Raw genomic sequence first — 23,308 nt, forward strand, 5'->3', positions numbered from 1 at the left:
ATCAATCGGTTTATTCTTGCGGCCACAACCAGGCAGCGCCGCGAACACCGCTCGAATCTCCGTGCAGTGCTTTGCGAATCGGGGTTTCAAACTCACCGCCGAAGACCCAGTTTTTTACCAGACCTGGCACCGTTTTATAGAGCCGTTCAACGTTACTCATACCGCCGCCGAGCACGATGACATCCGGGTCAAGAATATTCACCACGTGGGCCAGCGATTTTGCCAGACGCAGCTCATAACGGCTCAACGCCAGTTCCGCCAGCGGATCCTGTACTTCCACCAGCCGGATGATTTCGTTTCCTTTAAGCGATTTGCCACTCAGTCGCTGATAGTCCGTGCCAAAGCCAGTGCCGGAAATAAAGGTTTCAATGCAGCCTTGCTTGCCACAATAACAAGGCACTTCAGCACGATAGCGCAGTTCGTCTTCATCCATCCACGGCAGCGGATTGTGGCCCCACTCGCCCGCCGTACCGTTGCCGCCGATAAGTGAGCGACCACCTAATGCCACACCCGCACCGCAACCTGTACCGATGATCACGGCAAAAACGGTTTGTGCCCCTGCCGCTGCGCCGTCCACGGCCTCAGAAACCGCCAGGCAGTTGGCATCGTTGGCAAGCCGGACGTCACGTTTTAAGCGCTGGCTCAAATCTTTATCAAAAGGTTTGCCGTTGAGCCAGGTCGAATTGGCGTTTTTCACCACCCCCGTATAGGGCGAAATCGAACCAGGAATACCCATCCCCACCGTCCCGGTCTGGCCGGTCTCTTTTTCGGTAAGGTCAACAAGAGAAGCAATCAATTCAATGGTTTGATGATAATCACGCGGTGTTGCCTGGCGATGGCGAAACAACTCTTCACCGCCGTCGCTGAGTGCGATTATCTCTGTTTTTGTGCCACCTAAATCAATACCAATACGCACATAATGCTCCTCATAGTTGAACAACGCATTCGCATGCAAGCGCGGCGACAATTGGTTATCATGCCCGCTGCATTTAACGACAAGGCCGTGGAAAAAATCATGCTGTGGTTTAAAAATTTAATGGTATACCGTCTCAGCCGCGATGTAGCGTTGCAGGCGGAAGAGATGGAAAAACAGCTTGCCCCACTATCGTTTACCCCATGCGGTAGTCAGGATATGGCGAAAACCGGGTGGGTTCCACCGATGGGTTCACACAGTGATGCGCTAACGCACACTGCCAACGGCCAGATTATTATTTGCGCCCGCAAAGAAGAGAAAATTCTGCCTTCCCCGGTGATTAAACAGGCGCTGGAAGCCAAAATTTCCCGTCTCGAAGCCGATCAGGGCCGCAAACTGAAAAAAACTGAAAAAGACTCACTGAAAGACGAAGTGCTGCACTCATTGCTGCCGCGTGCGTTCAGCCGCTTCAGCCAGACCATGATGTGGATTGATACGGTCAACGGGCTGATTATGGTCGATTGCGCAAGCGCGAAAAAAGCCGAGGACACCCTGGCACTGCTGCGCAAAAGCCTCGGTTCCCTGCCCGTCGTTCCGCTGACGCTGGAAAATCCGATTGAACTGACGCTGACCGAATGGGTACGCTCCGGGACCGTTGCACAAGGCTTCCAGTTGCTGGATGAAGCAGAACTGAAGGCCATTCTGGAAGACGGCGGCGTAATTCGTTGCAAGAAACAAGAGCTGGTCAGCGACGAAATCGCGGTACACATCGAAGCCGGAAAAGTGGTGACCAAACTGGCCCTCGACTGGCAACAGCGTGTGCAGTTTGTCGTCTGCGACGATGCATCCATCAAGCGTCTGAAATTTGGTGATGAGATTCGTGACCAGAACGAAGACATTGATCGTGACGACGTGGCGCAGCGTTTTGATGCCGACTTTATTCTGATGACGGGTGAGTTGACGACGCTGATTCACAATCTGGTTGAAGGTCTGGGCGGCGAAGCCCAACGCTAATCCTGAAGTATTGCCCAAAAAAACGCCCGGTTAAACCGGGCGTTTTTTATTGAAAAAGGCTTACAGGTAGCGGCAGAGATAAGAAGATGGCTCTGCAACCTGCAGGTGGAATTCACTGTTGCCAGGCACGTTGAACACATCACCGGCAGCATAGGTTTTCCACTCGGTCTCACCTGGCAGCAGAACATGAAGCGAACCGCTGACGACCGTCATCTCTTCAGGCTGCGCCGTACCAAAGGTGTACTCCCCTTCAGCCATTACGCCAACGCTGGCACGGCCAGTGCTGCTGCTGGTAAAACCAATGGATTTCACTTTACCGGAAAAGTATTCGTTACTCTGAAGCATGAACTGGCCCTTTTTGTATTCAGAAAATATATGGAAAACCACTATAGAGGCCAGACTTCGTTCCTGTCACGCGAAATTGGCCTACACCAGCAGTTCTGACGCCAGTCGCGCCACCAGCACGTTAGAGAGTAACACTGGCACATCCAGCGATTTCTGGAGTAAATCCCGGTGCCATTGATGAAAACCAAGGCAATCAAGCATTAATACATCCGCCCCCTGGTCAATCAGCGTTTTTCCCGCCCCCACCAGTTCATATTCCGTCGCCTGGAAGGGGTGTGCCAGTGCGTAGTAGGGTTCGTTCTCCAGCAGATTCCATTTTTGCTGTTGCTGAACCATCAATTCGGGAATCGGTACAATCACGCCAACCTGGTGGCCATCAACAATTGAGGCGACAAGGGGCGGAATAATGCGTTGTGGTTCAATCAGGATGGCGTTTCGCGCATTAAGGCCGCGAATCGGCGCAGTACTCATCAGTAAAATGACGTCGTAGCCTTGATTATCAAGCACTTCAATAACGCTCTGTAAATCACGCTCGACTTTCTCACGTGAAACACTCACGACACTGTCGTCACGCAACCGCGTTGGCATCGGGGTTTGCCCTGGCTCAATAAAGTAATCGTCAAGAACCTCAATGGGGTCCATTTTGCCGAGCAAGCTAACGTGGGTGATCTGCTGTTCAGAAATATGTTCGGTCAGCAACGGTAAGATCTCTTTTACAGGCACCACACCAACAGTGAGGATCGCCAGGGTCGCACTCATTCTTTTTCCGCCTTGCAACACTGCTCATTTATTCACGCTTCGACGAAAGCTGGAGAGCCGCCAAAGCCGCCCCCAGTAACCATTACGTCGGATAACCACATATCATCCAGTTTCCGGTAATTTCCAGAATGAACTAATAACATTTGATTATTATCGGTCATCACCCACTTCGCCAGCGCTAAAAGTGCGATGAAAACCTCTTTTTTTGTTTTTTCAGAACAAGCGAAACGGCAGACCCGGAGGGTCAATTTTTGTCGGGATCCTCGTAGCGACTCTTCGCGTCCAGGGCTTCCTGCTCGGTGGGGTGTTCGCTGATCAACGCATCAGGTTTAGGATGATCGGCTCGAAGTTGATACCAGGTGACAGTTTGCCCGGCAGCGCCTTTTTCAATAGCGACAACACGGGCTTCTCGAGGATACGGAGGTTTACTGGCCATGACTTTTCCTTTTACTTAGGTCAGGCCTTAAGTATAGACCCTAAATAATTCGAGTTGCGGGAAGGCGGCAACGCAGCGAGTCCCCAGGAGCTTACTCTGGTAAGTGACTGGGGTGAGCGAGTATAGCCAACGCACATGCAACTTGAAGTATGACGGGTATAGACAATCGTTTCGCTAACTGGCACAGGCCAGGCGCATAGCATTGCGGATTTCCGCCAGCACCTCGTCAAGGCTTGCTGAAGCGTCAACAACATGGTGCGCTGTTTCACGGTAGAGCGCGTCACGCCCGGCAAGAATTTCCCCCACCTCTTCGCGAATCGGTTTACCGGTCAGGGTCGGACGCTGACTCTCTTTCGGATACGCTTCAAGGCGATCAACCAGCACGGAAACAGGAGCGCACAGGTAAATCACCAGCCCCTGCTCACGCATAAATTTGCGATTATATTCACTCAGAATAATGCCGCCCCCGGTCGCGACGACGTGTGAAGGGGCCGTGACTGCTTCCAATGCCTGAGTTTCACGCTCACGAAAACCGTGCCAGCCTTCTTTGCTGACCAGTTGCGCGACGGTCATTTGCGCTTGTTCCTGCAGCCAATGGTCGGTATCAACAAACTGACGTTCTTGTAACTCAGATAACGCATGGCCGACGGTCGTTTTGCCGCAACCGCGAGCGCCAATTAAAAAGATGGGTAGCGTCATGAACTGGTGTTCCCTCAGATATCGCAAGGTGCAAATGGAAAATGAATGTGTGTGAACTCACCCTGCCAGGTGTCGAGCGGTCGTAAATAAATCATTACACGTGAATAGATAATTCGCATCCCGCTTCGACTAACTCCAGAAACGACGCCCGATTTGAGTGTAAAGATTTTAATGCAACCCGTGTAGCGATAACCTTACTTAAAGTAGTGTTCGTTGACAAGCCCACAGGCGCGGTTAGCGTAACATATTCATATGTCAGTTGATGCATTACTGCTTTGCCTGACGGCGCGCGCGCTCAAGCAGCCACTTATCAAGCTCGGCGGCAAACTGTTGGCGATCGCGCTGGGAGAGGCTGTCAGGGCCGCCGGTTTGAATACCGCTCGCCCGCAGCGTATCCATAAAATCACGCATCGTCAGCCTTTCGCGAATCGTTGCTTCCGTATAGCGCTCACCGCGCGGATTGAGGGCGGCGGCACCTTTGGCGATCACTTCTGCCGCCAGTGGAATATCGGCAGTAATGACGAGATCCCCGTCTTTGCAAAGACGAACAATTTCATTGTCGGCAACATCAAACCCCGCCGCCACCCGCACTGAGCGAATGAATCGTGACGGTGGAACCCGGATGTTCTGGTTTGCCACCAGCGTAACCGACGTTTGCGTGCGATCCGCCGCACGGAACAATATCTCTTTAATAACATTCGGACAGGCGTCCGCATCAACCCAAATTACCATTATTAGCCCTCATTCATGTCCGCGCATTGTCGCGTTAAATCCAGGCTGCGCAAAGCACAACGTTAAGGTTTAGCCCTGCACGACCGTCATGCGTTAAGCTATAGCCCACAACACACTATCAGCAGAGAGACAGACGTGATGGAGAAAAAAATCGGTTTTATCGGCTGTGGCAACATGGGCAAAGCGATTCTGGGCGGACTGATTGCCAGCGGCCAGGTGCAGCCTGGCCAGATCTGGGTCTACACCCCGTCGGCAGATAAAGTCGCCGCACTGCATGATGAATACGGTATCAATGCTGCCCAGAGCGCGCAGGAAGTGGCGCAAGTGGCCGATATCGTCTTCGGCGCGGTCAAACCCAACATTATGATTAAAGTCCTCAGCGATGTGGCATCGAGCCTGAACAAGGATACGCTGGTTGTCTCCATCGCCGCGGGCGTCACGCTGGATCAACTGGCACGCGCACTGGGCCACGATCGCAAAATCATTCGTACCATGCCTAACACCCCTTCTCTGGTGAATGCAGGCATGACCTCCGTCACCGCCAACGCGCTGGTGACGGAAGAGGATATTGCCGATGTCCTGAGCATGTTCCGCAGCTTTGGTGAAGCAGAAGTGGTCTACGAGTCGATGATCCATCCGGTCGTTGGCGTGAGCGGCTCGGCCCCTGCCTATGTATTTATGTTTATTGAAGCGATGGCAGATGCCGCTGTGCTGGGCGGTATGCCACGCGCACAAGCCTACCGCTTCGCCGCGCAGGCGGTGATGGGTTCGGCGAAAATGGTGCTGGAAACCGGCAAACACCCGGGTGAGCTGAAAGACATGGTCTGCTCACCAGGCGGTACCACGATTGAAGCGGTGAAGGTGCTCGAAGAGAAAGGCTTCCGCGCTGCCGTTATCGATGCGATTCAGGCCTGCATGGCGAAATCTGACGCGCTGAGTAAATAAACGCTCTGGCGCCACCGAAGAGATTCAACGGTGGCGCACACGCATCAGGCCAGCATCTCACTGGCCGCCTCGACGCTCAGCGGCTGCTGCATTTTCAGCAGTAATGCCGCAGTTTCGGTGTACTCCCCGGTGCTCAGTACCGCTTTCAACATCCCCTCTTCCCCATACAGCACGGCAAAGCGTTTGCTGTCGAAGGAACCCAGCATCTTCATGCTGTCCCAGTCCGGCGCATAGCCGAGATACTCGAAACGCGTGCCAAAATGGGTCGTCCAGAAAAATGGCACCTGGTTGAACACCCGCTGTTCGCCGAGCATATTAAACGCCGCCAGATGCCCCTGCTGCTGGGCCACACGCCAGTGTTCGATCCGCCGACGCCCTTCCGGCGCAGGGTAGCTGGCAATGTCCCCTACTGCCCACACATCGGGTGCCGCACTTAGCGTCTCATCCACGGTCAGGCTGCCATCTTTCTCACGGTGAAGATCATGGGCAAGCGCAGTGGAAGGATGCACGCCGGTAGCAAACACCACCACGTGCGCAGGGAGCGTACGGCCATTTTTGAGCTGCACACTTTTTACCTGTCCATTCCCCTCCAGGGCGACAGGTTCGCCGGTCACAAATTTCACCCCATTTTGTTTGTGCAATTCGAGAAAACGACGCCCCATTTCTTCACCGAACTGCGGAACAAAAGGCAGTGCATGGCGGGAGACGACGGTGACATCAATATCCTGATTGCGCAGCGCCGCAGCCAGCTCCATTGCAATAAAGCTGTTACCGATAATCACCAGTTGCTGCTCACGCTCAACATCATTCAGCAATTGCTGCGCCTGATGGATATCACGCAACACGTGCACCCCCTTCAGATTATTGCCTTCTATGTCGGGCCAAACCGGCTGCCCGCCGGTGGCCAGCAGCAATTTATCAAAATGTAGCTCTCGTCCACTGGCAAAGGTTATCTGGTGCTCGCGGCTGTTCACATCGGTCACCTCTTCACGCAGACTCTCAACGCCCGGTTGCTGGTAGAAGGCGTCGTCGAGCATGTGAGGGACATCGCTGATTTTCATTTTTCCGGCCGGCACAAATTTGCTCAATGCCGTGCGATCGTAGGGCGCATCATCTTCTTTATCGACCAGCACCAGGCGGCCTTTGTAACCGGCATCCCGCAACGTTATCGCTGCCGCGCTGCCTGCAGCCCCGGTCCCGACAATGACGGTTGTCTGTGCTTTCTCATCGCGAATCTGCGGATTACTCGCCGGTGACATCGGGCGCGGGTTGACCATCACGCGGTTTTGCTCAAGTAGCACCGGGTATTGCTTCAGGCTGGTCAGGGCTAACGGCTCAAGCCACTGTCCATTTTTGATATCGAATTCTGCTTTATGCCACGGGCAGATAAGCCGACCTTCACACACGGCCCCCTGCTCCAACGGTGCGCCCGCATGAGGGCATTTGCTTTGAAACGCCCGCACCTGAGTCAGGGTACGAATGAGGATCATGGCGGTTCCAGCCACTTCAACCTTTACGGGCTGATTTTCTGGTAACTTATTGAGTTCAGTAACAAATTTATAGTTCATAACATTGCTCTCGTGTCAGTGTTGGAGATACGGTCGTAACGCCAGACAGCGCACACCACGAGGAAAAATAAAGGCACACATTTGATAATGATGACTCTTTAAGCCTGGCAGAGAATGCGTTTTGAGCAACAAAGCGGGGGGTTCAGGCAGCAACTTCGGTACGGTTGCGCCCGGCTTTCTTGGCTTTATACAGCGCTAAATCGGCTGCTTTTAACCACTCACGATAGTGGCCCATCTCTTCGGTCAGTGGGGCAACCCCGACGCTAATGTGCAACACCAACTGAGGAGCACTGGTCAGGTGGAACGTCGCAAGGCGATCGTGAACGCGCGTCATTGCCGCAATGGCGCTTTCGGACGACGTTCCCCCCATTATCACCGCAAATTCATCGCCCCCGAAGCGACCAATAATATCGCTGCCGCGCAGGCTCAGTTGAAGGTGACGAGTAATCGCAATGATCGCTTCATCGCCCACATCGTGGCCCCAGGTGTCGTTAATTGTTTTGAAATGATCGACATCAATAAGCAATAACGTGGCCTCTCGCTGATGGCGGCGACAGTTATCGTATTCATCACGGAGGAGAGTTTCCCAATGACGTCGGTTATAGACCCCTGTCATACCGTCACGAATGCTCATCACCTGCAGGCGACGCTGGTACTCCTCCATGTGTTTCGAAGAACGGTAATTGACCCAGGAAAACAGCAGCGGATACATCAGTAATACAGGCACGGTCAGCCAGACTGTGAGCGGTGGGCTGACGAGATCAAAAGTAGTCCCGGTCAACTGAAGTGTGACCAGGCTTGCAACCAGCGTCAGGATTGCACCTGCGATGCAAAGGCGTGGTCCGCCCGCACCCATGGTGGTGATGAAGACCATCATCGCCAGCGCCAGTGACGGCATGAGATTGACCCCTGTAAGAGCAATCCATATACCCGCGAGGATAGCGTCAGCTTTCAGATTATGCGTTTCACTGGCGAGCGGGTCGCTGGACCGTGATGCCAGTTGCCAGGCCAGATGGGGCCAGACGAACGACCAGAGAACCAGCAGCACCCACCAGCCGCCGGCCATCGGTTTCGAGACCATTTCGGCTGCAAGAGGGAAAAATAAGCAGGCAAGCCCAACGGCACGAGGCAGCCTTTCCCGCTGCGCGAATTGAAGACCGTCGTTGTAGTGGTCTTCGTTGCTCAGGGCAGGGTTTCTCTCCTTGCTCGAACTGTCTGAGGTATAAAAATTATTATCATTCATCGTCTTTGGGAACATTCTGAAACATTTTCCCAAATTATAGAGAGGGGACGTGCGGAGAAAGTATGAAATTTCGGGTGAGTCGAGAGCCCCGCTCACCCGTTTGGCTTAGCCTGTTTTTTTCAGGCAGGCACTCATAAATTTACTGCGATCCTCGCCCTTCAACGATTGCTGAGTGGCTTGCGCATTGCACTCACGCATTTTTTGCTGCTGCGGCGACAGGCTCTTTTGACCCGGTTCCGTTTTGGTATTTTTCAGGCAGTCACTCATAAAACTCTTACGGGCATCGCCGGAGAGGGTCTGGGTTTTCGCCTGTTGATTGCAGAGGGTCATACGTTGTTGTTGAGGGGTAAGCGTTTTTTCGGCAGCGCTAAGCGCCGTGACGAACACAAGACCGAACAGGAGCGTTACCAGTAATGTTATTTTCATAGCACCATCCTTCGTGAAGTGTTGCCCCTTAAGGATGGTCGGTACTGGAGAAAAAACCACCCGACGAGAACAATTCCCGCCGGGTGGACTTTATTTCAGGCCAAGCGCTGCTTTCATGGTGAAGAACAGGTCAGTCTGGTCGGTCAGGCCGACAACGTTAGCAGCATGCGGACCATAGGCCGCAATACGAATCTGCGTGCCGGTATGTTCCATAGACTCTTCTTCAGAGTTGCCATAGGTCATCGCCATCACCGTACCATCTTTGGTGTTCAGCAGTTGACTCAGGCCAGGTGCTTTGGTTTCCGGCGGGATGATCTGGCTGGCGTGGGCATGGTCAGCGGTGACGATAACCAGCGTGTTGCCGTCTTTTTTAGCGAAGGCCAGTGCCTTCTGCACAGCTTCATCAAGATCAACGGTTTCGCCGATCTGGCCACAGGGGTTCGCTGCGTGGTCCTGCTTATCAATGGACGCGCCTTCGACCTGCAGGAAGAAGCCCTTCTCATTTTTGCTCAGCAGATCCAGCGCTTTATCCGTCATCTGCGCCAGCGTAGGTACAGTATCGTTACGTTTCGCATTTGGCGTACAGGTCACCGCAGGCTTATCAATGTTGCCATGCAGGGAGGCTTTCGGACCTTCCCAACGCACCGGCATGTTGCCTTCGGAGAACAGACCTAACAGCGGCTTATCCTGGTTTGCCACTGTGATAGCAGCCAGGCTTGAAGCATCGCCCACCATCTGGTAACCGCGTGCAATAGCCTGCTCACGCAGGGTTTTACCTTTCCATTCACCAGCGGTTGCCGCTTCGCTAAAGGTCTTGGCTCCACCGCCCAGGGTAACGTCAGCGCGGGCATTCAGCAACTGCTCAGAGATGGAACCCTTACCGCCTTTTTCCAGAGCATTAGAGGCACATTTTTCTGTAGTGACGCTCGGACCATAGCATTTACGAGAGGTGACGTGAGAGATCAGTGCAGCCGGGGTGGCATCCTGCAACTCAGCAGTAGAGACGTTACCGGTCGCCAGACCAGCAGCCTTTGCCATTTCCAGAATCGTCATGTGATCTTTTTCGTGAATATCGACGCCCAGCGCTCCGTTGTAGGTTTTCACGCCGGTCGACCATGCCGTTGCAGATGCAGCAGAGTCCGTCACATAGTCAGGTTTGCCCGTTTTTTTATCGAGCGCATAGTGCGTGTATTGGCCCGTTAACGGTAAGGCATCAATACCTTTAAAGAATCCACCGGCACCTTCAGCATAATTTCGGGCAGCGGTAATTTCGGAATCGCCCATTCCATCACCAATGAGCAAAATGATATTTTTGGCGGGCTTATCATTCAGTGATGCGCGAATTGCATCTGTCTGATCGCCGCTTAAACGACGTGCACCACCTTGCGTTGTAATATCCCCCTGAGCAGCACGATTTTCGAGTACTGTCGTCGAAGGCGTTTCGGCGTAAATAACGGGGGTAAACAGCATGGGGAATAAAGCGATGAATAATGCGCTCTGTTTCAATTTATTTTCTCCGTGTATAAATACTTAAAAGAAATAAAAAACAGAGCGACTATAGGCACCACGCGTGACAGAGAGATGACAGCATGACTTATCTCAAAAGTCCTAGGTGCGGGGGTGCCTTAAAAGCTTTTTTATGTACTGTTGCAGTAACTCCGTATCCTGGAGTGAGACATCTGAATCCGGAGTCACATCATCCAGCGCACCTTCGATACTTTGAATAAGCGCTTGCTGTTCAGGCTGTGCCATCTGGCGCAACAGCGCGGTAACGACGATCTCCAGCGCTTCCACCTGCGCGACCAGCTCTTTGGATTCCTCTTCCTTTTCCGCAAGTTTTACTAATAGTTCAGCAATGAGGTTTTTCATAGCGCTATTTCCTTATGTAGTATCCGCTGACGTTATCACTCTCATTAGTTGTTGCAAAGTAGATGCATCTATTATTTTTCGCGAAATTTTGACCTGTGCAAAATCGCTATATCAAAACAATTACAACGAAACGTTTCTCTTGACTTAATGCAAACCAATTAAAGAGTTAGAGGTAATGCTAATTAAGGAGAATATATTCTTTATATAAAGAAAACTTATTGAAGAACCGGGGTGAGATACCCCGGTGAACATGCTGTTTTAATTTTTGGCTTTGCGCAATGCTGCCGCCAGTTGCCAGATATTGCAAAGCACGACCAGGGCGGTGGCGACAAAGACCCAGCGGAATCCGGCCATGGCGGAAACCGATGCTCCCATCAGTGGCCCCACGACATTCCCAAGGTACATAAACGATTGGTTATAACCGAAGATACGCCCGGTGACCTGATCGCTGGAGTATTTGAGCAGCAAGGTCTGTACGGCTGGCAGCATTGCACCATCAGCAAAACCGAGCAGGAAACGCAGAATGCCCAACTGCAAAGGCGATGTGACGAACGACATGGCAAAGAATAGCACCACTGCACACACCAGCGTTGCCATCAAAATACGCGCCGTACCAATGCGATCGCCAAGCTTACCGAGTCGGGGGGCAGACATCAGCGCCGAGACACCAGGGATAGCGGCAATCAGACCACTCAAAAACGCGATGTTATTGCTGTCCGGGGTCATCGATTGAATAAAGAGCGCGAGAATCGGCCCAACCGAACCATTGCATAACTGAATCACCATGGTGGTGACAAACAGGCTGATGACCAGTCCAGGGTAAGGCAGCGTAGAGAACACCGCTTTGCCACTTAACCGCTGTGCTTTACTGATTTTCGGGCGTGCGCCCTCTTTAATCAGGAACAGCGTCACCAGGAAACTGACCACCAGCAGAATGGCGGTGATGAAAAAGACCGTGCGCAGACCGAAGTGGTCAGCCAGGAAGCCCCCCATCAGCGGGCCGCCAATCACACCGCTAATCTGCGCGGTAGAAAGCGTGCTGAGCGCCCAGCCGCTGCGCTCCCTTGGGGCTTGTGAAGCCACCAGCGCCATGGCATTGGGAATATATCCCGAGGTCAGCCCCATCACCCCACGCAGGATAAGCAGTTGCCAGACGTTGGTGGCAAAGGCTTGCAGCAGGATAGCAATCGCCATACCGAGCGAGGCACGCAGGAGCATCAGTTTGCGCCCTTTTCGGTCGGCCAGACTTCCCCACAATGGTGACACCACGGCAGAGACCATAAAGGTAATGCTGAACGTAAGCCCAGACCACATCGACAGCGCTTCATGTGAGGTCACACCAAGCTGGGCAACATAGAGCGGTAAGAACGGTAAAATTTGGCTGATCGCAAGGCCAGTGAAAAAGCAGCCGAACCAGACAGAGATAAGATTAACCTTCCAGGATTCCATAAACAGCAACAATAATTCAGTTTTTGGCAAATTAGAAACAGAGTAACAAGAAGCCGCAGAAGAATACGTACCACTAATGCGTTTAAGGGTATTTTAGTGCTTTATCCCCCCGGTTTAACGACAGCCGGGAGGAGAGAGCAACAACCTAAATAATAACGACAGTTTATGCTTTAGCGGCAAATTCCAAAACCACGCATGCCTAAATGGAAATGGTTAGCGTGAGCCGCGTTGTACTCGGGTCCAAGACCGTTGCCGTAATAGCCGCAACTTGCACTTAATATCGCACGCAACCAGGGTTGTGTTGTCGCATCAGGCCACCCTTTTAACACTGTCACGACCTTGCCATTTGAAAGTCGAAACCCGCTGATATCCAGTGCCTCAGCGCTGGCATGTTCGCTGCGTCGCCCCTCTGCCCGGTTATAGATATTGCGACATGCATAGCTGCCAAGATGGTCAACACCTGTCAGCGTGTGCTGCGTAAACTGTTGGGTAAGCGGGCGGGCCTGCTGCGCTACAAACAGCGCGGAACTCAGTGCCAGAGGGCAACTGGCTAAAAAGCTGCTGCTCAGTTTAACCGAGCCAAAATCACGCACCCGCACAACATCCGTGAGCGGACACTCCCCTTTGCTGTCGGCGACAGGCGTGGATGAGATCAGTTGCTGCTGATTAGCCTGTTCAAGTAATGCCTGACACGCTAGCGGATCCAGCCTGCGTAATTTGTACTGCGTGATGCGCCCTGGCGGATCGCTTAATTGAAGCGGCGCAAAGGGGTTGTAATAAGACGGCAAGTAGCGATAACCGACGCCCGCCACCGCCAATAAAATGCAGACCACAATCAGGCGTTTTCCTTTCACGCATCCCCTCCATTTATCACTGAAATCAGTATGGCAGAAGTGATATGGTATGTGCTTTCTGATTGATGTGAGTGAAAGGTGTGATGGCAAAACTGCGGGTAGGTGTCGTGTTTGGCGGTAAGTCGGCTGAGCATGAAGTGTCGCTGCAATCGGCGAAAAATATTGTCGATGCAATGGATAAGTCGCGTTTCGAGGTGTTGCTTTTAGGCATTGATAAACAAGGACAATGGCATATCAATGACGCAAATAATTATCTGCAAAACGCCAGCGATCCGGCCCATATTGCCCTTAATCCTTCGGAAGAAAATGTCTCCCTCGTTCCGGGGCAGTCCGCTCAGCAACTGATTAACGCCCACAACGGCTCGCCGTTTGCCCAGGTTGATGTCATCTTCCCTATCGTTCACGGAACCCAGGGAGAAGATGGCACACTGCAGGGATTGTTGCGTATGGCGAATTTACCCTTTGTCGGTTCAGATGTTCTGGGATCAGCTGCCTGTATGGACAAAGACGTCACCAAGCGCCTGCTGCGTGACGCCGGGCTGGCAATCGCTCCTTTTGTGACACTGACGCGCAACAACCGCGATCGTATCACCTTTGAGGAACTTCAGGCCAAACTGGGATTGCCTTTGTTTGTTAAGCCCGCAAACCAGGGCTCATCCGTGGGCGTCAGTAAGGTCATGAACGAAGCGCAATATGCTGCGGCAGTGCGCCTGGCCTTTGAGTTTGACCACAAAGTCGTGGTCGAAACGGGGATAACAGGTCGTGAGATTGAATGTGCGGTGCTGGGGAACGACGACCCGCAAGCCAGCACCTGCGGCGAAATTGTGCTCAACAGCGAGTTTTACGCCTACGACACCAAATACATCGACGATAACGGCGCACAAGTTGTAGTGCCGGCGAACATCGATCCAGAAGTGAATGACCGTATTCGGGCGATTGCTGTTGAGGCTTATCAGACGCTGGGCTGCGCAGGAATGGCACGTGTTGATGTATTCCTGACGCCGGACAATGAAGTGATCATCAATGAGATCAATACGCTGCCCGGCTTCACCAACATCAGCATGTATCCGAAACTATGGCAGGCTAGCGGTATCGGCTACACCGATTTAATCACCCGCCTGATTGAACTGGCACTGGCGCGCCATCAGGCCGATAGCGCGCTGAAAAGTTCGATGAACAGCTAATCCAGAGATTTATCTTCCTCTTTATTCGCCGCGGCTTCTGCATTGTCTTCAGGACGGCGGCGAATAATTAATCCGGCTAACCAGAAACTAATAACCCAGGTCACAAGGCCAACGGCGTACTCCTGCCAGCCTTTGGCTTCGAACCCCAAAAGCCCGACCACTCCATTCAAAATAAAAATCAAACCAATCGCAAATGCGTAGTAATGCCAGTCACGGCGTATTTTCGCGGGTAGCTTCATGACAACTCCGGCAATAAAAAAAATATCGTCGCACATTCCCGCGTTCCCGTCTGTGGCGTGTACGGAAATTCTGAAATGTTAATTACGTAATAAAAACATTAAGGAAATGTGAGCACTTCCAAAATTTACTCAACTGGAAACCTTCCCGCAATGAAATTATCACCATTCCGATGTTGACAATTTCGATGTGCTGTCAAAATGACAAGGTGTCACAGGCTTCGGGCCAGTAAATTGAATAAAGCGGAGGTCTCTATGGCTGACTTTACATTGTCGAAACCCTTTACGGGGAAGAAAAAACGCGACGCCTCCACGCCAGGTAACATTGCTTATGCGGTTTTTGTGCTGCTCTGTTTTTGGGCAGGTGCGCAACTGCTGAATCTGTTGGTCCATGCACCGGGTGTGTTTGAACATCTGATGCAAGTGCAGGATGCCAGCCGACCTCAGGTTGAAATCGGCTTTGGCGTCGGCACCATCTTTGGCCTGGTGCCGTTTCTGGTCGGAAGCGCAATACTAGGCGTTATCGGTCTGATTCTGCGCTGGCGCCGCCATCACTGATTAGCCATACACTGCGCCCGACGATCGTCGACGCGCTTCGCAAACCAGGCGGTTGTGAGGTTGCGGGTGATTTTCGGGCTCTCTAACTGGATCCCCGGCAACATTTCCCTCGGTAAGGTTTTCCCGGTTTTCTGTTCTGCCAGTCGATAAACGTTCTGATAGAGCGCCGTTTTTTCAAAGGCGATACTGTCTCCCGTGGCGAGCTGTCGGTGGATATCACGATCGCTCATGCCCAGTTTCGCACCCAGTTTTCTGACGGCCAGTTCAGTACTCCCCGCGTCACTACTGTTGTACAGAATCACGTCACCATCCAGCGCCAGCTTAACGCCCGTTGCTTTGCTAACCGCGTTCTGGAATGCCGCATTACGGCTGGCGTACCACCCCGCATTGAAATCAGCAAAGCGGAAGATTGGGGCACTGTAGTTAGCCGGATAGTTGAGCAAATGGTAAGTGCCAAACCACAATCCGCCACGACGGGTAAAGACCTCCTGACGCACAGTGCCAGAGATTGTCCAGGGGTATCCTTTGGTGTGCTTTTCAGAAAAAGCGATGCTGATTTGCATCGGCCCCCCAGTGTGTACCGGGTTGTAAGAACCGAACAACTTCTGCCCCATCGGCACCGTACCGATAAAATCGTCGAAAATTTCGCTCAACTGTTTTTCCGTGCGGACTGTATCGAGGCGCTCGCTGTAACTTTTGCCGTTCGGCGACTCAATCTTCAGCGCGGTATGAACCAACACCTGCGGGATATGTAGCCGCGCTGCCCGGCGATCAATCTCTTTCCAGGCGATCTTATTCAGCCCGGCGACTCCGGGATCGGCCTGATAATTTGACTCTTGCTGTACAACAGCCAACACGGAACAGATATTTTCCAGCGTCGGGTCAATGCCCTGGCTGGAAAAGATAGTCGCCAGATCTGTTGCCCACTCATCTCTGTCTTTCACGCTGGCAGGCATTTTTTGCCTGACAATGCTCGCCACATCCTGCGGTTTTTCAGCTTCACGGGCTTCAGTCGCTGTGGTGCTTTTTGTTGTGTTTGTATTTTTACTGGTGGTACAACCGGCGAGAATACATCCCGCCAGCAGGGTCATTGTGGTCGCGAGAAGACGCGGCGCGCAAACTGACATAGTGTTCCTTGCGTTAGCTAAAGTGGTTGGTCATTTGCGAAACCGGCTGGCCATCCAGCTCATGTTCGAAACTGCGCAAACGTTTATAGATAGACATTAATTCAACCAGCGTGGTCCAGGAGGCAATCAGATACTGGAACGAGCTACGCACCTGCTCAAAGACGTTGGTAATCTGACGCATCAAACCAAAGGTAATTGCACCGGCCGCAATGGTCGGGAACAGCACGATCAGGCCGAAAACCACGTCGACCTGCAGGTATAGAATACGGGCGATATTGAAATACATGTAGTGGAAATAGAGACGAAAATAATTGCGGCGCACGGCAGCAAACAGCTCGCGGACAGTGTTCGGTTTAGCGCGTTCTGCATCATCCTCACCGTAAACCAGTTCTTTACGGTAAGCGGCTTCAACGCGTTGATTTTTAAACTCCAGCCCAGGCAGTTTGATACCCACTGCTGCCAGCAAAAACGTTCCCAGTAGCGACCAGGTAATCGCAGCAATGACCAGGCCATAAGGAATATGCCCCACCAGCGGCAGTTCAGGCACGTGCGACGAGAGCGCAACCAGTACTGGCAGGAACGCGATCAACGTCATGATGGCATTAATGAAACTGACGCCCATATCTTCAAGCGTGGTGGCAAAACGCATGGTGTCTTCCTGCACCCGTTGCGCGGCCCCTTCTATATGGCGCAAATGACCCCAGTGCGCCATATAGAATTCATTCATCGCCGTACGCCAGCGAAAAATATAGTGACTGACAAAGAAATTATTCAACACCGCCACGGTCACGGCAATCAGTGCAATCCACAAGAAGGTGCCGATTTCGCTATACAGTTGGCCGATCTTGACGGTATTGGGCGCACTCAAAGCTTTCTGAATAAGATCGTAAAAAGGGGCGTACCAGGCGTTGATCGCAACATTCACTTCCACCAAAAACCAGGTGACGAAAATAATCAGTGCGGTCCCGAGAATAGACCAGCGCTGCCAACGGTGTGGCGAAAGAAAGAACCAGGCGAACGCAAAAATGCCGGTACAGAGCGCATAGTAAGCATAAAAAAGCAGGAAATTACCTGACCAGAAACGTGCTGCGCTGATGGGCAACTCTGCAGATGCTCCCGTGAGTCGCAATAACCAGGCTTCTCCACCCGCTTGCCAGAACACCACGGCGATCATTGCCCAAATAAAAGCCGAGAGGAAAAACAATTTCGGCGTTGGGAAAAAAGATTTAAACATAATGCTCTCCTGCTCTTTCTTATTTTTGCATTGCTCACACGACGACAACACCCACACCGGATATCAAAGATACCCGGTGTCAGCCTGTTTGAGACGGATAATCAGACCTGAGCGTAACGCCTTAGTTCGTCTGCCACTCGTTAAGAATTGTTTCGACGGATTTCACGTAAACAGGATTACCTGGAACGGTAAGGGTGCGCCAGACGTCATTATAATGAGCGATGAGGGTTTCGGCCTGTGCGGCGGGACGATGGGCGGTGGTATGTGCATCACCAGCAACAGTAATGGCATACCCCCGGCTGGCACCGTTTTTCAGGGTAGTGTCTACACAGTAATCAGTCGCACAACCGCAAATAACAAACTGACCGATGTCATTCTCGCGAAGCGCGTCTGTTAAATGCGTTTTGTAGAAACTGTCACAGGCGGTTTTCGTCACGTAGAGTGCGTTGTCAGGCTGATAGAGTTCAGGAAGTAACTGGAACCCTTCGCTTCCCTCTTCCAGCCCCCCCTCTTCGATATGCTGGATAAAAATCACCGTATCCGCAGCGTGCGTCAGTTTATTGATTTGCTCCACACACTGTTCGCGCTGAACACGCGGGGTCGCAAACACCCCTTGCTGCATATCCACGACCATTACGACTCGCTTACCTGACATGACCCGCCTCTCCTTTGAATAACCGTTTGCAAAGAGCCTACCACAGGCCCCTGCTTCTGTAGCCGTCAGGAAAAAAGTTCATGTTTACGCATCGTTACGTAATTTCCAGAAATTATGCCTTTTTCGGTGCTTTGAAATACGCCGCCAGGTAGTATAAATACGCACTATCCACCTCCTTCTTATACGGATGCTTTCGTTGAAACGTTGTTTGCTTTTCTCCGCTGTGCTGTACGCCTTCACATTGACGCCAACTCATGCTGCGCAGACGTCACCCGACCCGGCTTTTGCGTCCGAGATAGTTGATCGTTACGCTAATCATATTTTTTATGGCAGTGGTGCAACAGGCATGGCCCTGGTTGCCATCGACGGAAATCAGAGAGTGTTCAGAAGCTTTGGCGAAACGCGTCCAGGAACGAACGTGCGTCCGCAACTGGATTCGGTTATCCGCATTGCATCGCTTTCAAAATTAATGACCAGCGAGATGCTGGTCAAAATGTTTGATCAGGGCGTTGTCAAACTTAACGATCCGTTGAGCAAATATGCGCCTCCTGGTGCGGTTGTACCGACCTGGCAGGGTTCGCCTATTACGTTGCTGAATCTGGCGACTCACACCAGTGCCTTACCTCGTGAGCAGCCGGGCGGCGCGGCGCACCGGGATGTTTTTGTCTGGCCCACACAGCAACAGCGCTGGAACTGGCTTTCAACTGCAAAACTAAAAGTCAGTCCGGGTACGCAAGCAGCCTACTCCAACCTGGCTTTTGATTTGCTCGCAGATGCGTTAGCTAAAGCGGCTGGGAAGCCCTATCCACAGCTTTTTGAAGAACAAATTACACGTCCACTCGGTATGAAGGACACGACCTTTACCCCGTCACCAGATCAATGCAAACGTTTGATGATTGCCGAGAAAGGTGCCAGCCCGTGTAACAATACACTGGCGGCTATTGGCAGTGGAGGAGTCTACTCCACACCGGGCGATATGATGCGCTGGATGCAGCAATTCCTTTCATCAGATTTCTATCATCGTAATAATCAGGCGGATCGTATGCAGACCCTGATTTATCAACGCAGCCAGTTAACTCGTGTGATTGGTATGGATGTGCCTGGTAAAGCAGATGCATTAGGGATGGGTTGGGTCTATATGGCACCAAAAGACGGGCACCCAGGTATTATCCAAAAAACGGGCGGTGGTGGCGGTTTTATTACTTATATGGCAATGATTCCGCAGAGTAATGTCGGTGTCTTTGTTGTTGTCACCCGTTCACCATTAACGAAATTTACCAGCATGAGCGATGGGGTGAATGACCTGGTCAGCGAAATGAGTAACAACAAACCTATCGTTGTTCCTGCATCCTGATGCATCGCATCAGAACTAATAGTCAAAAGGCAAGCGGTTAACTTTTAGCAGCTTGCCTTTATACATTACGATGTAATTTCCTTTGCGTAGTGCGGAGAGCACTTCGGCAATGACCGAGCGAGAAATACCCGTCCGCCGCTGAATGTAGTACATGACTCCTACTCGCGAACGTAACGTTTCATCCCAATCAGCCATAGTCAGTAACGTTGAACGTATCTGGTCATAAGTGCTACTGCCAATGAGCTGGATATCACGAGTTTCAGCCAGCCGATGCCACCAGGTTAGCCAGGCAAAGGCTTCTCGCCAGAGTTGATTTTCATCCAGCAATGCCAATACCTTTTCAGAGGGTAAATAATAACCCGTACAAATACTTTGCGTGGTGTAAATATATTCTGTCGGTTGGGCAACCATGCTCGCACTGAGACCATTTATAAAAGGAGCTTGCGCAATTCCTAACAGAACATCATTGTATTTCCGGCTAATCGCTATTTCACCTTGTTCAAAAAATATAGCGACATCACCAGGATTAACGTTATCAAATGTAAGTACCGTATTCTCTGGTAAGTCAAAAAATGAGCCGTGGGGCGAAAGACATTTATCTAATAAATAAAATTCCGCAAGCGGTTTATGCAGTGAAATCATTTACTGTCCTTGTAAGTAAAAAATTCCCGCCAGTCCATAGCGGGAATTTTGTCAAAGTGAAAAATAGCAGGGAAATTAACGTCCCTGCCAGTTTTATTACCAGGTGTATTTCACACCCACTTTAGCACCCCAATCCTGCTCAACGTCACCGCCGCCCAGGTAGGTTGCATCAGTGTAAGCACTGAAGTTTTTGGTGAAGCTGAACTGCGTACCCAGACCAACACGTACCGCAGAACCTTCAACGCCATTGTCGATAGAATCACCGTTCACTTTTGCAGTGTTGTTGGAATCATCATAGACATAAGCCAGTTTGAAGTACGGGGTCAGTGCCTGATCGCTGCCGTAGTTGAAGGTGTACCCTGCATCCACGCCCAGTTCATAACGCAGGCTATCGTAATCCTGATCGCCCGCTTTCATGTTGTTGCTCAGGCGGTAGTTATCGCCTGACTGGAACAGACCAGAAATTGCCGCATACGGGGTAACATAGCCTTTGTCGTTAACTTTCCAGTCATAACCGGCTTTCAGACCGAAGCCCCAAGCATTCGTAGACGAATTACCATCAACATATTGGCCGTTAGACATGGTTGCAGACAGGTCGTTGCTGAAACGGCTGTAGCTTAAGTTGCCGTCAACGAAGACATTGTTGTCAAAACGCGCAGAAGAGTAGATGTAGGCAGACTGGCTATCCTGATCAACTTTACCAGAACGATCATTCATGTCGCCTTTAGCAAAGCCAGCTGCGGCACCGACGGTCCATTTCGCATTGTTGCCATCAACGAAGGTGTCTACGCCGACCATGATACCGCTGACATCTTGATCGTATTCGATAACACCGTTGTCGCCGTTGAAGCTGCCGCCGAAGTAGCTCACCCATGCGCCACCGTTATCAGCCAGGCCATGACGACCATTGGTCAGACGGGTAGACAGGGTATCCTGTTGCAGGTTCCAGACGTTGGTATTTGAAGAAGGAATGCTCAGCGCCATGTTCGCGTAGTCGGTCAACTCACGCTGACGCAGAACAACGGTGTTACCTTTCTGCTGCACGTCATAGGTGTACGCGCCCAGATCGGCTTTGTTGGCTGCGCTGAAGGTTGCTGCGGTATTCTTATCGTTGACATAGATAAGTTCTTTACCTTTGTAGTCAGCGATACGGCCAGCACCAGTGGCGTTGTCGATACGAACTTTGTAGTTGCCTTTGGCAGCAGTTACGTCGTCGCTAGCACTGTTATCCAGTTCATTACCGCCATTGATGTCTCCGTTGCCGTTGATAGTCAGGTGACCATCGGAGTTCATCGCAATAACACCATAGCCATAGTTAGCTTTGGTTTTATCGTTGGTACGGTCGTTGACCAGGTCAGTATTCATAACATAGTTGCTGCTATGAATATCAAACACACCTGCATGGATATTACGATGAGTGTCGGTGGTGCTGGTCAGATTCAGGGTATCAGCCTGGAATGGATATGCATCAAACTCATTAACGTTGACATCCAGGACACCGTGATTTGTTACAGTGATGGTGTTGGCGTACAGAGCCGCAGAATAGTTCCAGCCAGAGGCAATATCATCAGCCAGTTTTACGGTACTGTTATCAATAGACAGGCTATCGGTCGCAACATGACCATCTTCGCCGATGTTCAGCAGAGAGTTATTTGTTAATTTAATGCTATCGGAAACGAGTGAGGAATCACCAACATTAACTTTAGATCCGCTATCGATAGTCAGCGTATCAATATTAGATGCATTGACAGTGTTCCAGGTTGAGCCGTTCTTCAATGCGACATTGAATACGCCGCTCTGGAAGACCTTATTATCAGCCGTACGTCCCCAGGCATTTGCTTCGATAATTGCGCCAGGGTAAAGGCTATTACCTGTAACATCGTACCAATCAGTTGAAGGCATAGACTCAACATCAACGTTTGTAGAAGTGGTCGCAGAACCCGTCCACTTAGAACCATTGTCCAGAGTAATATTGAGTTCATCAACATTCAGAGCGTCGTCAGCCCAGCCGCCGTTGGTATCTTTAGCGCCATCAGCATTGCTGTCGTGGCCCTGAGGATAGAATCCAGCGTTGAAAGTACTTTCAAAAACAACATCGCCAAGCAGAGTAGAGTTGTTGAAATTAACATTGTTTTTCATTGAATAGTGAGATGCTGAGCTATCGCTGAAATACAGTGCTACGTCATTGGCAGTGCCATTACCAGTATATTCACTCGGTTCAGCAGAATTACCATAGAAACCACGAGTTTCGAGTGAATCAACTGAACCTGAGGTAACAGTAGAGTTGGAGACGTTGATGTTGTTATCCCAGGTATGGGATTCAGTCGTGTAGGTATTGTTAACTGTATTACCTTGAGTCAGGCTGATTCCCGCAACACGAGAATTGTTTGAAATATTGATATTGCTTTCAACATCAAGGTTTACAGCCAGACCGAGGCCAGCACCATCTGTAAACTGGTAGCCTTCACCAGCAGCAGTAGTGAATTTCTCATGAGTAGATTTTGTGACGTCACCATCCAGATAAGAATCGGTGAAGTACAGTGCTTCATAATCGTCGTCAATAGTGGAGTTAGAAATGTTCAGTGTGAACACATCACCATCGTGCCAGTTATTATCGATTACACGGTCGGTGCCATATTCGGAGAATTGATAAGCATAACTACCATCACTACTTACACCAATCGGCAGAAGAGAGGTGATTGAGCCATGAATGACTGAATTGCTAATACTTAATGTGTTATCAACACTATCAGTATAATCATGGTTCAGATAATAGGTAGAGATCGTACCGTTAACAGTGTCACCACTGAAGGTCTGATCAAAATCACCACTCGCATTATTATGGTAAACAAAACCGCTATAATTTACATAATTGCCATCTACGGTACCCGGTGCATCCATATTGCTCCAGTCAAGAGCTGTCAGAGGATTATCGATGTAATTCCAGGTGTCATAAGTAGCCGCATTTGCCTGAGAAGCGATTGCCAAAGTGCAGGCTAATGCCAGTTGAGATACTACAAGTTTCTTTTTCCAGGAGTGCATTTGTCATCCCTCCTCAGGGATATT

General features: G+C 51.1%; 24 protein-coding genes. 5 read left to right on the forward strand and 19 right to left on the reverse strand.

The genetic code is table 11. The annotated features are described in order from the left end of the window. Positions 1 to 10: 10 nt before the first annotated feature. Positions 11 to 916, reverse strand: coding sequence for a fructokinase (gene mak, locus AC5JPW_RS09710; protein ID WP_494239875.1), 906 nt, complete (start codon positions 914 to 916; stop codon positions 11 to 13). 99 nt (positions 917 to 1,015) lie between these two features. Between mak and rdgC the strand changes: the two genes are divergently transcribed. Next, positions 1,016 to 1,927, forward strand: a complete 912-nt coding sequence (gene rdgC, locus AC5JPW_RS09715) for a recombination-associated protein RdgC (protein WP_494239876.1) — start codon at positions 1,016 to 1,018, stop codon at positions 1,925 to 1,927. A gap of 60 nt (positions 1,928 to 1,987) precedes the next feature. Here the strand turns inward: rdgC and ppnP are convergent, their stop codons facing one another. The 5 genes from ppnP to AC5JPW_RS09740 form a co-directional block, all read right to left on the reverse strand. After that, positions 1,988 to 2,272, reverse strand: a complete 285-nt coding sequence (gene ppnP, locus AC5JPW_RS09720) for a pyrimidine/purine nucleoside phosphorylase (RefSeq protein ID WP_494239878.1) — start codon at positions 2,270 to 2,272, stop codon at positions 1,988 to 1,990. Positions 2,273 to 2,353: 81 nt separating this feature from the next. Continuing rightward, entirely contained in the window at positions 2,354 to 3,031 is a 678-nt protein-coding gene (locus tag AC5JPW_RS09725; protein WP_494239880.1) for an AroM family protein, read from the reverse strand. A 244-nt stretch (positions 3,032 to 3,275) separates the two neighbouring features. Continuing rightward, a complete protein-coding gene (yaiA, locus tag AC5JPW_RS09730) occupies positions 3,276 to 3,467 on the reverse strand; it encodes a protein YaiA (RefSeq protein ID WP_494239881.1) in 192 nt (63 codons plus the stop codon). 174 nt (positions 3,468 to 3,641) lie between these two features. Further along, positions 3,642 to 4,166, reverse strand: a complete 525-nt coding sequence (gene aroL / locus AC5JPW_RS09735; RefSeq protein ID WP_494239883.1) for a shikimate kinase AroL — start codon at positions 4,164 to 4,166, stop codon at positions 3,642 to 3,644. 267 nt (positions 4,167 to 4,433) lie between these two features. After that, positions 4,434 to 4,898 (reverse strand): YaiI/YqxD family protein, encoded by a 465-nt coding sequence (locus AC5JPW_RS09740; RefSeq protein ID WP_494239884.1) that lies wholly within the window; start codon positions 4,896 to 4,898, stop codon positions 4,434 to 4,436. A gap of 138 nt (positions 4,899 to 5,036) precedes the next feature. Here AC5JPW_RS09740 and proC point away from each other — a divergent pair, with 138 nt between their 5' ends. After that, positions 5,037 to 5,843 carry a pyrroline-5-carboxylate reductase gene (proC, locus tag AC5JPW_RS09745; RefSeq protein ID WP_494241187.1) on the forward strand — a complete coding sequence of 269 codons (807 nt, stop codon included), beginning with the start codon at positions 5,037 to 5,039 and terminating at the stop codon, positions 5,841 to 5,843. A gap of 44 nt (positions 5,844 to 5,887) precedes the next feature. Here the strand turns inward: proC and AC5JPW_RS09750 are convergent, their stop codons facing one another. The 7 genes from AC5JPW_RS09750 to AC5JPW_RS09780 all read right to left on the reverse strand — a co-directional run bounded on the left by AC5JPW_RS09750 (position 5,888) and on the right by AC5JPW_RS09780 (position 13,252). Then, entirely contained in the window at positions 5,888 to 7,411 is a 1,524-nt protein-coding gene (locus tag AC5JPW_RS09750) for an FAD-dependent oxidoreductase (RefSeq protein WP_494239886.1), read from the reverse strand. 142 nt (positions 7,412 to 7,553) lie between these two features. Continuing rightward, the gene (gene adrA, locus AC5JPW_RS09755) at positions 7,554 to 8,669 is read right to left on the reverse strand and encodes a diguanylate cyclase AdrA (RefSeq protein ID WP_494239887.1); all 1,116 of its coding nucleotides are present in this window, start codon (positions 8,667 to 8,669) and stop codon (positions 7,554 to 7,556) included. A gap of 90 nt (positions 8,670 to 8,759) precedes the next feature. Continuing rightward, a complete protein-coding gene (gene psiF, locus AC5JPW_RS09760) occupies positions 8,760 to 9,080 on the reverse strand; it encodes a phosphate starvation-inducible protein PsiF (RefSeq protein ID WP_494239889.1) in 321 nt (106 codons plus the stop codon). A 90-nt stretch (positions 9,081 to 9,170) separates the two neighbouring features. After that, positions 9,171 to 10,586: an alkaline phosphatase gene (phoA, locus tag AC5JPW_RS09765; protein WP_494239891.1), complete on the reverse strand. Its 1,416-nt coding sequence runs from the start codon at positions 10,584 to 10,586 to the stop codon at positions 9,171 to 9,173. Positions 10,587 to 10,688: 102 nt separating this feature from the next. Continuing rightward, positions 10,689 to 10,949 (reverse strand): anti-adapter protein IraP, encoded by a 261-nt coding sequence (gene iraP / locus AC5JPW_RS09770; RefSeq protein WP_494239893.1) that lies wholly within the window; start codon positions 10,947 to 10,949, stop codon positions 10,689 to 10,691. Positions 10,950 to 11,207: 258 nt separating this feature from the next. Then, on the reverse strand, positions 11,208 to 12,398 hold the full coding sequence (locus AC5JPW_RS09775) for a multidrug efflux MFS transporter (RefSeq protein WP_494239895.1): 1,191 nt from the start codon (positions 12,396 to 12,398) through the stop codon (positions 11,208 to 11,210). Between the two features lie 170 nt (positions 12,399 to 12,568). Then, positions 12,569 to 13,252, reverse strand: a complete 684-nt coding sequence (locus AC5JPW_RS09780; protein ID WP_494239897.1) for an extensin-like domain-containing protein — start codon at positions 13,250 to 13,252, stop codon at positions 12,569 to 12,571. 83 nt (positions 13,253 to 13,335) lie between these two features. Between AC5JPW_RS09780 and ddlA the strand changes: the two genes are divergently transcribed. Continuing rightward, positions 13,336 to 14,436 carry a D-alanine--D-alanine ligase gene (gene ddlA / locus AC5JPW_RS09785; RefSeq protein ID WP_494239899.1) on the forward strand — a complete coding sequence of 367 codons (1,101 nt, stop codon included), beginning with the start codon at positions 13,336 to 13,338 and terminating at the stop codon, positions 14,434 to 14,436. On the opposite strand, the gene AC5JPW_RS09790 is transcribed toward ddlA, so the two are convergent. After that, on the reverse strand, positions 14,433 to 14,675 hold the full coding sequence (locus AC5JPW_RS09790) for a DUF2754 domain-containing protein (RefSeq protein ID WP_494239901.1): 243 nt from the start codon (positions 14,673 to 14,675) through the stop codon (positions 14,433 to 14,435). The two genes, ddlA and AC5JPW_RS09790, sit on opposite strands and share 4 nt — an antisense overlap. A 252-nt stretch (positions 14,676 to 14,927) precedes the next feature. Between AC5JPW_RS09790 and AC5JPW_RS09795 the strand changes: the two genes are divergently transcribed. Then, positions 14,928 to 15,230 (forward strand): YaiY family protein, encoded by a 303-nt coding sequence (locus tag AC5JPW_RS09795; RefSeq protein WP_494239902.1) that lies wholly within the window; start codon positions 14,928 to 14,930, stop codon positions 15,228 to 15,230. Here the strand turns inward: AC5JPW_RS09795 and AC5JPW_RS09800 are convergent. The 3 genes from AC5JPW_RS09800 to AC5JPW_RS09810 all read right to left on the reverse strand — a co-directional run bounded on the left by AC5JPW_RS09800 (position 15,224) and on the right by AC5JPW_RS09810 (position 18,246). Then, positions 15,224 to 16,357, reverse strand: a complete 1,134-nt coding sequence (locus AC5JPW_RS09800; RefSeq protein ID WP_494239904.1) for a DUF1615 domain-containing protein — start codon at positions 16,355 to 16,357, stop codon at positions 15,224 to 15,226. The two genes, AC5JPW_RS09795 and AC5JPW_RS09800, sit on opposite strands and share 7 nt — an antisense overlap. A gap of 13 nt (positions 16,358 to 16,370) precedes the next feature. Further along, on the reverse strand, positions 16,371 to 17,591 hold the full coding sequence (sbmA, locus tag AC5JPW_RS09805; protein WP_494239905.1) for a peptide antibiotic transporter SbmA: 1,221 nt from the start codon (positions 17,589 to 17,591) through the stop codon (positions 16,371 to 16,373). A gap of 121 nt (positions 17,592 to 17,712) precedes the next feature. Further along, the gene (locus AC5JPW_RS09810) at positions 17,713 to 18,246 is read right to left on the reverse strand and encodes an isochorismatase family protein (RefSeq protein ID WP_494239906.1); all 534 of its coding nucleotides are present in this window, start codon (positions 18,244 to 18,246) and stop codon (positions 17,713 to 17,715) included. 196 nt (positions 18,247 to 18,442) lie between these two features. Between AC5JPW_RS09810 and ampH the strand changes: the two genes are divergently transcribed. Continuing rightward, on the forward strand, positions 18,443 to 19,600 hold the full coding sequence (ampH, locus tag AC5JPW_RS09815) for a D-alanyl-D-alanine-carboxypeptidase/endopeptidase AmpH (RefSeq protein WP_494239908.1): 1,158 nt from the start codon (positions 18,443 to 18,445) through the stop codon (positions 19,598 to 19,600). A gap of 15 nt (positions 19,601 to 19,615) precedes the next feature. Here the strand turns inward: ampH and AC5JPW_RS09820 are convergent, their stop codons facing one another. Both AC5JPW_RS09820 and AC5JPW_RS09825 read right to left on the reverse strand, forming a co-directional pair. Beyond that, positions 19,616 to 20,242, reverse strand: a complete 627-nt coding sequence (locus AC5JPW_RS09820; RefSeq protein ID WP_494239910.1) for a helix-turn-helix domain-containing protein — start codon at positions 20,240 to 20,242, stop codon at positions 19,616 to 19,618. Positions 20,243 to 20,338: 96 nt separating this feature from the next. Next, on the reverse strand, positions 20,339 to 23,284 hold the full coding sequence (locus AC5JPW_RS09825; protein WP_494239912.1) for an autotransporter YaiT-related protein: 2,946 nt from the start codon (positions 23,282 to 23,284) through the stop codon (positions 20,339 to 20,341). Positions 23,285 to 23,308: the final 24 nt, after the last annotated feature.

The sequence above is a fragment of the Phytobacter sp. genome, assembly GCF_059074235.1.